Origin of the sequence: Methylotenera sp. (assembly GCF_030684185.1) — a bacterium.
Taxonomy (GTDB): domain Bacteria; phylum Pseudomonadota; class Gammaproteobacteria; order Burkholderiales; family Methylophilaceae; genus Methylotenera.
Window position 1 is genome coordinate 123,427 of record NZ_JAUXOY010000030.1, and the last position, 11,754, is coordinate 135,180.

At 45.0% G+C, this 11,754-nt stretch carries 12 protein-coding genes; all 12 read left to right on the forward strand.

Annotated elements, in window-relative coordinates; translation table 11 throughout:
* Positions 1-196: 196 nt before the first annotated feature.
* The 12 genes from Q8J82_RS12705 to Q8J82_RS12760 all read left to right on the forward strand — a co-directional run bounded on the left by Q8J82_RS12705 (position 197) and on the right by Q8J82_RS12760 (position 11,560).
* Complete coding sequence (locus tag Q8J82_RS12705) at positions 197-1,996, forward strand: methanol/ethanol family PQQ-dependent dehydrogenase (protein WP_305328436.1); 1,800 nt, start codon at positions 197-199, stop codon at positions 1,994-1,996.
* A 216-nt stretch (positions 1,997-2,212) separates the two neighbouring features.
* Entirely contained in the window at positions 2,213-3,079 is an 867-nt protein-coding gene (moxJ, locus tag Q8J82_RS12710; protein ID WP_305326280.1) for a methanol oxidation system protein MoxJ, read from the forward strand.
* Positions 3,080-3,109: 30 nt separating this feature from the next.
* Positions 3,110-3,649 carry a cytochrome c(L), periplasmic gene (gene moxG / locus Q8J82_RS12715; RefSeq protein ID WP_305326281.1) on the forward strand — a complete coding sequence of 180 codons (540 nt, stop codon included), beginning with the start codon at positions 3,110-3,112 and terminating at the stop codon, positions 3,647-3,649.
* 87 nt (positions 3,650-3,736) lie between these two features.
* Positions 3,737-4,018, forward strand: a complete 282-nt coding sequence (locus Q8J82_RS12720; RefSeq protein WP_305328437.1) for a methanol dehydrogenase — start codon at positions 3,737-3,739, stop codon at positions 4,016-4,018.
* Positions 4,019-4,171: 153 nt separating this feature from the next.
* Positions 4,172-5,191, forward strand: a complete 1,020-nt coding sequence (locus tag Q8J82_RS12725) for a MoxR family ATPase (RefSeq protein WP_305326283.1) — start codon at positions 4,172-4,174, stop codon at positions 5,189-5,191.
* 30 nt (positions 5,192-5,221) lie between these two features.
* Positions 5,222-6,088, forward strand: a complete 867-nt coding sequence (locus Q8J82_RS12730) for a DUF58 domain-containing protein (protein ID WP_304890744.1) — start codon at positions 5,222-5,224, stop codon at positions 6,086-6,088.
* Positions 6,088-7,020: a hypothetical protein gene (locus Q8J82_RS12735; RefSeq protein WP_304890743.1), complete on the forward strand. Its 933-nt coding sequence runs from the start codon at positions 6,088-6,090 to the stop codon at positions 7,018-7,020. The genes Q8J82_RS12730 and Q8J82_RS12735 overlap by 1 nt, the downstream gene beginning before the upstream one ends.
* Positions 7,007-8,077 (forward strand): vWA domain-containing protein, encoded by a 1,071-nt coding sequence (locus tag Q8J82_RS12740; protein WP_305252298.1) that lies wholly within the window; start codon positions 7,007-7,009, stop codon positions 8,075-8,077. Before Q8J82_RS12735 ends, Q8J82_RS12740 begins: the two co-directional genes overlap by 14 nt.
* A complete protein-coding gene (locus Q8J82_RS12745; protein ID WP_304907970.1) occupies positions 8,062-8,640 on the forward strand; it encodes a hypothetical protein in 579 nt (192 codons plus the stop codon). Before Q8J82_RS12740 ends, Q8J82_RS12745 begins: the two co-directional genes overlap by 16 nt.
* Positions 8,637-9,680 carry a vWA domain-containing protein gene (locus Q8J82_RS12750; RefSeq protein ID WP_304891465.1) on the forward strand — a complete coding sequence of 348 codons (1,044 nt, stop codon included), beginning with the start codon at positions 8,637-8,639 and terminating at the stop codon, positions 9,678-9,680. Before Q8J82_RS12745 ends, Q8J82_RS12750 begins: the two co-directional genes overlap by 4 nt.
* Positions 9,677-10,189 carry an SRPBCC family protein gene (locus tag Q8J82_RS12755; protein ID WP_304891466.1) on the forward strand — a complete coding sequence of 171 codons (513 nt, stop codon included), beginning with the start codon at positions 9,677-9,679 and terminating at the stop codon, positions 10,187-10,189. The genes Q8J82_RS12750 and Q8J82_RS12755 overlap by 4 nt, the downstream gene beginning before the upstream one ends.
* Before the next feature lie 354 nt (positions 10,190-10,543).
* The gene (locus Q8J82_RS12760; RefSeq protein ID WP_304891467.1) at positions 10,544-11,560 is read left to right on the forward strand and encodes a MoxR family ATPase; all 1,017 of its coding nucleotides are present in this window, start codon (positions 10,544-10,546) and stop codon (positions 11,558-11,560) included.
* Positions 11,561-11,754: the final 194 nt, after the last annotated feature.

Genomic DNA, 11,754 nt, shown 5'->3' on the forward strand with positions numbered 1-11,754 from the left:
GAAAGTTTCCCGATAACAAGAAAATAGCTGAGATTTAGTAGGAATATAACTGAGATGTAACCAGCGGGAGTAACTTCACTGCACGTCGGGAAACTTTCATCTTAATAAGATTGTTGCAAAAGTACATAGTTCGTAACGCCAAATTTTTGAGTAGAAATGGCTATAGTGAAGTTTAACCAATCAACGGGAGACGAATATGAAACGCAATGTATCTAATGTAAAAGTTAGTGCTGCAATCGGCGGTTTGTTCATGCTTGCGGCAGCAGGAGCTGCTTTTGCAGATGCAGACTTAGATAAACGTGTGAAAGATCCAAATCAGTGGGCTACACAAACTGGTGGCTACGACAGCCAGCATAATAGCCAATTATCACAAATTAACAAAGGCAATGTAAAAAATCTAAAAGCAGCCTGGTCATTCTCTACAGGTGTATTGCACGGTCATGAAGGCGCACCATTGGTGATTGGCGACATGATGTACATTCACTCTGCATTTCCTAACAATACTTATGCGGTGAACTTGAATGACCCTAACAAAATTGTTTGGTCGCATAAACCTAAACAAGATGCTTCAACCAAAGCGGTGATGTGTTGCGATATTGTTGACCGCGGTGTGGCTTATGGTGCTGGTCAAATTATCAAAAAACAAGCCGATGGTCATTTGCTTGCGTTAGATGCTAAGTCAGGAAAAGTAAACTGGAAAGTGGAAATGTGCGATCCAAAGGTTGGCTCGACACTCACACAAGCCCCTTATGTGGTTAAAGATACGGTGCTTATTGGTTGTTCTGGTGCTGAGCTAGGTGTTCGTGGTGCAGTCAATGCCGTTGATTTAAAAACAGGTGCGTTGAAATGGCGTGCTTATGCCACAGGTCCTGACGAAGATATTCGTTTGAAAAAAGACTTTAACTCTGCAAACCCACATTATGGTCAATTTGGTTTAGGTACTAAAACTTGGGAAGGCGACGCTTGGAAAATCGGCGGCGGCACTAACTGGGGTTGGTATGCTTATGATCCAAAATTAAACTTGTTCTACTACGGTTCTGGCAACCCAGCACCATGGAACGAAACCATGCGCCCAGGCGACAACAAATGGACTATGACTATTTGGGGTCGTGATGTTGATACAGGCGAAGCTAAATGGGGTTACCAAAAAACACCACATGACGAGTGGGATTTTGCTGGTGTAAACCAAATGATGCTGACTGACCAACCAGTCAACGGCAAAATGACACCATTGCTGACTCACCTTGACCGTAACGGCATTATGTACACACTTAATCGTGACACAGGTGCATTAATATTAGCGGATAAAGTGGACCCAGCAGTCAACGTGTTCAAAAAAGTGGATTTAAAAACGGGCTTGCCAGTACGTGATCCAGAATTTAACACACGTATGGACCACAAAGGTACTAACATTTGTCCATCAGCGATGGGCTTCCATAACCAAGGGGTTGACTCTTATGACCCTGAATCTCGTACATTGTATGCTGGCTTAAACCACATCTGTATGGATTGGGAGCCGTTCATGTTGCCATACAAAGCAGGTCAATTCTTCGTAGGTGCAACACTTGCGATGTATCCTGGCCCAAGTGGACCAACCAAAACTGAAATGGGTACAATTCGGGCATTTGACGTTGTAACAGGTAAAGTTAAATGGTCTAAATGGGAGAAATTTGCTGCTTGGGGTGGTACTTTATACACCAAAGGTGGTTTAGTTTGGTATGCAACATTGGATGGTCAACTAAAAGCATTAGATAACGCCAACGGTAAAGAGTTGTGGAAATTCAAAATGCCTTCAGGCGGTATCGGGTCTCCAATGACATACGCTTTCAAAGGCAAACAATACGTTGGTAGCATGTTTGGCGTAGGTGGCTGGCCTGGTGTTGGTCTAGTGTTCGACTTGACTGACCCAAGTGCTGGTTTGGGTGCGGTAGGTGCATTTAAAGAACTTCAACACTACACCAATATGGGTGGCGGTTTGATGGTATTTAGCCTGTAATTTACAGTTAGAAACTAGCAGTAAATAACTAAAAGTAGAACGCGTCAACTAGGTTGCTGGGGGAGAAATTCCCCAGCCATTTAGTGAATTTTCTGTATATTCAAATGGGTGATGATGAGGTGTAATCCTCTATTTTCTTATTTGCCATTTATCTATTTGAATGTGCAGCAAAAAGCACAATAAGGGAAGTAACCGTTTATAGGAGTGTTTTATAGCATGAAGAAAAGTACCTTTTTACAGTCAGTTTTAAAATCGCTAGTGATAGGCGCAGTTAGTTTAAGCGCGTTGCAAGCACGTGCGGCAGATTTAAATATTTGTGCAGGTGAAAACGAAATGCCATATTCAAACCTTAAAAAAGAAGGGTTTGAGAACAATATTGCAGAAATAATTGGCAAAGCACTGAATAGAAAAGTGAATTTTGTATTTTGGAAAGATGCGCGCTTGGTAGAACGAGATTATCTCAATAAAGGTAAATGTGATGTGATGATGGGCGTGGATAAATTTGTGCATACCGACCCGCGTATGAGAATGAGCGAAATGCTTAAAACCGATGCATATTACAAATCTGCTTACGTATTTATTACCCGTAAAGACCGTGAAATTGATATTTCGTCTTGGAATGATGACTTAATCAAAGAGCGTAACTTTCGCATCGGGGTGACGTATGACAGCCCTGGTAAAGTGATGTTGTTGCAAAAAGACAGATTCGATGACATGTTTGATTATTTTGCTGAAAAACAAAAATATCAATCCACCCGCAATCGCGCCATTCGCGTTGATCCACAAGAGTATGTAAATGATGTAGCAACAAAGCACATACACACAGCCATGCTATGGGCGGCAGATGCAGGTCGCTACGTTAAAGAATCAAAAGTACCATTAAAAATGCAAGTCATCAAAGATGATGCAGTTAAGTCCAATGGCGAAAAAGTGCCCATGCATTATGAAATTGCCATGGGTGTGCGTAAAGCGGATGCCGCCTTATTGCAAGATTTAAACCGTGCCATCAAGGAAAAACATGCGGAAATTGAAGCCGTGTTAAAACGTGAAGGTATTCCGTTGTTGCCAATCTCAGGTGGTTAATATTTCCAAGTATATTTTAAGGGGCGTAAGTTGTATAAATTGATTAAACCAAGCCACACCACAGCGTTATTCGCGGCCATTCTTGCTACGTTTTTAACGGCTTGTCAGGCGCAGGATGCTGCAACTCCGGCAAAAACTACAGTCGCAACTGAAATTGTGGTTGATGATGGCCCAGATATAGAATTTCGCGGCACCATTTCAGGCGATTTGCTGGATTTCAAGGATAAGCTAGGCGATGACACGCCCGCAGTAAAGCAATTCAAAAAAACGGGTAAAAACCCCTATAACGGCAATGAAGCAGTGATTAAAAATGGTTACACCATTTACTCAACTGCCTGTTCTGGTTGTCATGGACATTTGGCTGAAGGTAAATTGGGGCCGGCACTGGCAGATAGCTATTGGACATACCCGGGCAACAAAAAAGACAAAGGTTTGTTTGAAACGATTTACGCTGGCGGTCAAGGCATGATGGGACCACAAAAGGGCTTGATTTCTCAAGATGAGATTTTGCAACTAATGAGCTGGGTACGTAGTTTGCAAAATAAAGATGCAAAACCAGCAGCACATTAGTTTTTAAGAATTCTGCTTGGCGGCTAACTGGTGGTTGCCAAGCAGACAATGCAACATCACCAGCAACCATATCACAAGGAGTTTTTAATGAAACGTATTTTGACATTAGTGGCAATCGCAGGCGCAATGGTTGCATCTGGCGCAGCATTTGCTTATGACGGACAAAAGTGTAAAGAAGCAGGTAACTGCTGGGAAGCTAAACCTGGCTATCCAGAAAAAATTGCGGGTTCTAAATATGACCCAAAGCATGAGTCTAAAGAAGTGGGTAAACAACAAGCTTCAATCATCGCGATGGATGCACGCAATGCAAAACGTATTGCCCATGCTAAAGCAACAGGTAAATTTGATTTCGATGTAGCAGGCGAGTAGTTAGATTTAAATTAAAAGCCGATGTTACAAAACGTCGGCTTTTTTTAGCTTTATTTCAAGCTTTATTTCATCAGAGACTTTTGCACGTTTCTTTGAGCAACGATTGCTGATGAAATCAAGTTCAATTTGCTTTAAACTTTTTTGGAATATTGCATGGCAGACAACATAAACCTCAATGAATGGCGCGAGCGTGCTATTACCTTTGAAAGCGCACTCAATAGCGTGGTGCTTGGTTTAAATCAGCAAGTGCGTTCTCTCACTATCGCTATTTTTTCACGCGGTCATGTGTTATTAGAAGGCGATGTAGGTGTTGGTAAAACCACGCTATTACGCGCCGCCGCGCGGCTATTAGGCGGAGAGTATCAGCGTATTGAAGGTGCGATTGATTTAATGCCTAGTGACTTTTTATACCATGCCTATCTTGATCAAAATGGGCAGCCTGCGGTAGCCCCTGGCCCATTATTGCAACATGAAGAGGCGTTAGCGGTATTCTTTTTTAACGAAATTAACCGCGCCCGTCCGCAAGCACACAGCTTGCTATTGCGCTTGATGGCTGAGCGTAGTGTGAACGCGTTTAATCGTGAATATCATTTCCCACATCTCACAGTATTTGCCGATAGAAACCGCTTGGAACGTGAAGAAACCTTTGAGTTACCTGCTGCCGCGCGTGATCGCTTTTTTATGGAAATCTCGATTGATGCCCCGAATGACCGCGATTTACAACGTGATTTGATGTTTAACCAACGTTTTCACAATGTGGATGCACTGATTGACACCTTGCAAGCTGGTCTTGTGCCATATTCAGAACTCAATGCAGTGGCGGAAGCGGTGCAAGCCAGTGTGCGTGCTGAATTGCCTTTGCAAGATTATGCAGTGAATTTATGGCGCGCCTTGCGCAACCCTGCTGAAGCTGGCGTGACTTTTGATGACGTGGACACATCAAAATTAGTGGCAGGTGGTGCTAGCCCACGTGGCATGGCCATGTTGATGCGTGCCGCACGTTGCCGTGCGTGGCTTGAGAATCGTGATTACTTAACGCCTGATGATATTCGCGCAGTATTTCACGACACCGTATCGCACCGTGTATTCTTTACGCCAGCTTATGAGTTGCGCCGCGAAACTTTAGCACCACGATTATTGAATAGCGTGCTTGATAAGGTTTCTGCACCTTAAGCGTTTTTAACATTTCCAGTAAAAATAATCGTGAATAGTTTAATTCCACAAGAATTTTATTACCATCTAGGCTGGCGCACACGTAGTGCGCAGCCTGGGACGCATCCTACACGCACGGTAGGTGGTAATGCAGATTTTCAAAACTTCGTGCCGTTTATGGAAAATCCGAACCCTAGGCGCATTGATTTACGTGCTACTTTGCGTACGCTACCACGCCAATTGATGTCTCGCGCCTACCATGAGCGTGGTGCAATTGCCGTTTATGCGGTATTAGATTTATCTGCCTCTATGCGTTTTACTGGCAATAGTGACAAACTTAACTTAGTGGCAGATATTGTTGCTTCTGCCGCTTGGTCTGCGGTACGTAGTGGTGATGCATTTGGTTTGGTGGCGTGTGATGACACAGTGAGATTGGATTTATTTGCGCCGCCTAGCCACAGGCTTGGCTTAGCCGATGAGATTCGCAACAAACTGTTGGCAGACCTGCCAGCTAACACGCAATCTGATGCCTCTGCACTACCCCTTGCCGCACAACAATTGCGACAAAAACGCTCATTAGTATTTTTGATTTCTGATTTTCACTTGCCTGATGCACTTTTAACTAAAACATTCACATCGCTCGCTCCGCATGATGTAGTCCCGCTGGTGCTTTGGGATAGCGCGGAATATCACCATATTCCAACATGGGGTTGGGTACGAGTACGCGATATGGAAAGCGGCGGCTATCGCTCGATATTCTTACGCCCTAGCTTAATGAGGCAAATAAAAGCATCTTATACGGCGCGACGTCAAACCATCATCGCTCAATGTTTGCAGGCAGGCACGCGTGCGCCATTTTTTATAGAAGATACGTTTAACGCCGAGCAATTAACACGTCATTTATTGGAGGCGAGCTGATGAAATTACCTCATATTTTAAGCGTGTTGCTTATATTGTTAAGTGCAACCAGCTTGCAAGTCAGCGCGGCTGATACCAAGCCTGTCGTGCCTGTGCAGAATGTCAGTGTTCAATCTACCATGCAAGAAATCGGCTATCAAGTGGGGGATGTTGCGCGTCAAACCATCATCATTCGCACGCCTGAAGGTTATGTGCTAGATGAGACTTCGCTACCTAATATCGGCAAAAGTGCTGCAAGCATTGAGTTACGCGATGCACAGTGGTCAGCACAAAACACCGGCAATGAAACGGTGCATACCATCATTTTGGATTGGCAGATTTTTCGCGTGATGCAAGAAACGCGTGCTTACAAATTAAAGTCGCTGGATTTGCAATTTCGTCTTGCAGATAAAGTACTCATCGCACATGTTAAACCAGCGCAAATGTCCGTGGCATCCATATTGCCCACCGCCATGAAAAAATTAACAGCAGAAACGAATGCAGATGTGCTACCAAAAGCCCGCAATACGCAAGCACTCATCAAGACTTTAATCATGGCTTTATTGGGTTTGCTAATATCCAGTTTATATTTTGCTTGGCGATTTGATTGGCTACCAGCAAAGTTGACTGCGTTATTTTCCGCACCTAAGCCCTTTAGACGCGCTTATCGTGATATTCAATCCTTGAAAAAAAACGCTGATGCTTCTACACAACTGAGCCATGCCATGCGTGCTTTACGACGTGCCTGTGATGCCACGGCTGGCACCACATTAAGCGCAGAAAGAGTGGCCTTGTTGTTTAATGGCAATGATCAGCTCACCGCTAAACGCACCGAAATTGAAAGCTTTTATGCAGGCTCTGAACGTGCTTTTTTTGCTGGTGGAGTGAGCGATTTGACTATGGAGCAACTTAAGCAATTAAGCCGTCAATTGATGTTGCTTGAGGCAAAGTAGCGGCTTGCATATGGATTTTATTCAGCATATTTTGCAAGGCATGGGTTTGGAAAGCTTAGGTTTAGAAAGCTTAGGTTTGGAAAACTGGGGGTCAGCTACACCAGCTTATTTACTGCTGCTACCGCTTGCCTTATTGCCGTTATTGGCGCGTGGGCATTCTGCTTTCGCTTACCCATCTATCGCACGCTTGCCTATAGACCCGCTTTCAACATGGCTAGAATGTTTATGGCGCATGTTAGGCGCGCTAGCCATTGGTTTTATTGCACTAGGTTTGGCAGGATTTTACTGTGGTAGCCACTCAATAGAGCGTGTAGGGCGCGGCGCACACATTATGTTAGTGCTAGACCGTAGTGCCAGTATGAATGACAATTTTGCTGATAAGGCAAACCAAGAATCATCAAAAATGGAGGTTGCTAGGCGCGTGTTGCAAACTTTTGTGAGCAAAAGCCGTGAAGATTTACTCGGCATGGTGACTTTTAACACATCCCCTATCTTAGCCGCGCCATTGGGCGGCGATAAAGAAGCCGTTTTATCTGCGCTTAAAGCCACTGAAGCAGGTGGCATGGGCTTTACAGCGGTGGCGCGTGGTTTGGGCATGGCACTGGATTCCTATGAGGGTAAACCTGTGACAGGCGCACGCGTGGTGGTGCTGGCATCTGACGGCGGTGCCCATTTAGAAAGCAAAACACAAGATATGTTACGCAATATGTTTCATCGGCAAGGGGCATCGCTTTACTGGATATTTTTGCGTACGGCCAATAGCCCTGGTCTATCTAAACCAGAGGAAGAAGGAAACGATGACGCGTACCCAGAATATCACTTGCATCGTTTTTTTGGCAGCATGGGCGTGCCTTATAAAGCTTATGAGGCAGAAAACCCACAGGCGGTTGAGCAGGCGGTGACCGACATTGCCCGCTTGAAAAACCAACCTGTGCGCTACCAAGAGGCCGCGCCACGGCGTGATTTATCCGCCATATTTTATTGGCTGGCATTTTTATGTGCCTGTGGCTTGCTGGCTTTTCACTTCACGGAGGTCAAGCAATGGCGCACCGCTTAAAAATTTGGGCATTAAAATGGTTACCGTGGATGTTTCTGCTATGGCTTTTATCCTTGATTGTACTTGCATGGAGCGGCTATGCGCTCTACCAAGCCGGCATTTACAATAAACATCTTAGCCATAAAACACTACAAAATAATGCCGCACCTGATGCTGTTTTTGCAGATGCTAGTTATTGGGTGGCTCACAAAGACATTGAAAAAGCCTTAAAGCTTTATGCCTTAGCTGCATCAAGCAAAGACAGTAGCGTTCGCAAGGCCGCGCATTACAATATGGCCAATGTTTATTTGCGCCAAGCCAATCAATTACTAGAAGAGACGGGCTTGGATGGGTGGGATAAAGTCACCCCCTTGTTAGCCATCGCTAAAGAAAGTTACCGTGAGGCATTGCGTCTTGACCCACACTGGATGGATGCCAAATATAACTACGAACTCGTTTTGCGCTTAGCTCCTATTATTGAAAGCAGTAAAAGTCGTCGATCAGAAGAAGAGGAAGAAGTCACCCAAGAGACGCCCCCTGAAGGCTGGCCTGCTATTCCAGGTTTTCCACGTGGAATGCCATGAGTTTTTTAATGCGTTTTGTGGATAAATTAAGTAAGTTTGATTGGCGCGGTCGCCTGTTATTCCTCGCCATTATTTTGCTTGCCACTTGTTTATTCAAGCCGCAGGCAAACTTGCCAAAACGGGTGTTTGATTGGTTTATTGTGCTGGATATTACGCAAAGTATGAATGTGCGCGATATGGCCGAGCAGGATAAAGCGATGAGCCGCTTAGCCTATTCAAAACGTGCGATTCGTGCTTCATTAAAATCTTTACCTTGCGGATCACGTGTAGCAATCGGCTTATTTACAGAGCGTCATACGACCACTGTGACGCATCCAATGGAAGTTTGCGCACATTTTGGCGCATTGGATGAAACCGTTGCTCATATCGATTGGCGTATGGCGTGGGCGGCCGATTCTTTCATTATTAACGGTTTATTTAGTGCCATTATGCAAACGCCAAAACTCAATTCCAAGCTTGATAAAGACATGCGCTTAGCCTTTATTACTGATGGGCATCAAGCCCCGCCCATTAACCCTGATTACGCACCTAAATTTGAAGGGAAAGTGGGTGAAGTCAAAGGAAGCATTTTTGGCGTAGGTGACACAACGCCAGCACGCATTCCCAAGGTTGATGCAGACGATAACATTTCAGCTTATTGGGAGCTAGAAGAAGTGATGCGCTACGCCACTTTTGGCGTTAACAAAAAAACGCAATCCGCATTAGATATGGAAAACGAGCAACACGGTCGTAATTCCCCGCACGGAAAAACCCCTGCAGAGTCAACAAACGCGCACCTTTCTGCGTTAGATGAAAATAACTTAAAAGCGTTAGCCAAAGTGACAGGGCTGGGTTATTGGCGACTTGGTGATGTCAGCACAATGGCTGATGTACTGACCAGCCACAAATTGGCGACATGGCGCAAAAGTAACACCGATTTACGCGCATGGTTTGCAATTCCTGCCATGTTGTTAGTGCTGTTATTTTTTGTACCTGATCATTTATTACAGAAGTTTTACAAGCAGTTGATTCAGCCATTTTTTAAAAGGAAAGCCAAATGAAATTGATTTACGCACTTTTATTATCAGCCATTGCCATGCCAGCCATTGCACACGGCCCAACACCGCAAAAAACAGACCAAACTGCCACACTAAAAGCCGCGCCAGATGCAGTTTGGAAGCAACTCAGCGAGCCATGTGCCATTAAAAATTGGCATCCAGACGTTGCAGATTGCCAATCCACAGACCCCAAAAAACGCACTCTAACCTTAAAAAATGGCAGCAAAATTGCTGAAGAAGTCGATGAAATCTTGCCCATAGAAATGACTATCTCTTACCGTATCGGTGGCGAAATTGACATAAAAGCACTCCCTGTAAGCTCGCTCACAGGGCGCATCAAAGTAAAAGCTAACGGCGCAGGTTCAGAGGTTGCATGGCTTGCACGTTATTATCGCGCCGATACCACCAACGAGCCACCCAAAGGTTTAGATGATGAGTCAGCACTAAAAGCGGTGAACGCTTATGTAAAAGCGGGATTGAGCGGATTGGATAAACCAGAAGTAAAAAAGTAGCATCTTCCACTGCAAGTTTACACAAAAATACTTTGTGGTGGGAGATGTTAAAGCAGAAGTTTAACCGTTAAGGAAGTGCTGATTAATAGGTGGCGTAAGACTGCTCAGAATTATGTGTATGAAATGTCAATGCATCAAAATACACCATCGAGCATCTCACTAAACTAGCACTTGGACCATTGAAAATCATCAAACTGGACTACGCTATGTAGCCAATATCCCAGTACAAATCAGGAATTTATCCCTAAATTAAAATCTGTCTTTAGCGTGTAATAGAGCCACTTAATAAATCTAGCCGCGTATTTATTTTTTTAATACGGTTAAACATTGGGCTAAAAAATTTCAGGGGCTACTATGTCGGAAATCATGCTTGAAGATTGGCGCAATCGCGCTTTAACCTATGAAAAAGAGTTGAATGGCACGGTCATCGGTTTAGCACCTGCGATACGGTCTTTAGTGATTGCGATTTTTGCGCGTGGTCATGTGTTGTTGGAAGGCAATGTGGGCGTGGGTAAAACCACGCTGTTACGTGCCGCCGCGCGTGGCTTGGGTGGTGGTTATCAACGGATTGAAGGCACAATTGACTTAATGCCGCAAGATTTGATTTATCACACTTATATTGATCAAGACGGCAAGCCGCGTGTGGATTCTGGGCCAATTTTAGCGCAAGGTGAGAATTTATCGGTATTCTTTTTTAATGAAATCAACCGCGCCCGCCCGCAAGTGCATTCTTTGTTATTGCGAGTGATGGCAGAGCGTAGCATTACTGCGTTTAACCGTGAGTATTATTTTCCGCATTTGCTGGTGTTTGCAGATCGTAACGCGGTGGAAAAAGAAGAAACATTCGAGTTGCCAGGTGCGGCGCGCGACCGCTTTTTGATGGAGTTGGAAATCAACCCAGCCAATGATAGCGCGGTGCATAAAGCTTTGACGTTTGACTCGCGCTTTCACGATACTGATAAATTGATAGCGCAAGTCACGGCGGGCAATGTAGGCTTTGATGCGCTCACGCCGTTTGCGCCTGTAATACAAAATTCTGTGACCGCAGGCGAGGCCGTGCAGGATTTTGTTGAGCATTTACGCCGTGCCACGCACCGCCCGCAAGATTATGGCATTCAATTGCCCGATGTGGACATGGATGAGTTGATGATTGCTGGTATGGGCCCACGCGGCACGAGTATGTTGGTACGTGCAGCAAAAGTGTCGGCTTGGTTGGATGGCCGCTTAGAACTTGCACCGCAAGATGTGGCGGCCGTGTTTCACCAAGTAGTTGCGCATCGCGTATTCTTTACGCCGATTTATGAGTTGCAACGCGGCTGGTTGGCACGCGCATATACACAAGCAATTTTGCATAGCGTGCCTACGCCGTAATATGGTTAGCGTGCTTTCCCTCACCCGCGCTGTCGCGCACCCTCTGATAGAACAGCTAAGTGACCGACTAAGCCGAGATAAAACTTCGACTAAGTCTCCACTAATCCCAATGGGCGAGGGTTTAAGCTCCCTCTACCCTTGGGAGAGGGTTGGGGTGAGGGTGGTTTTAAGTCAAATACATTATATAAAGCACC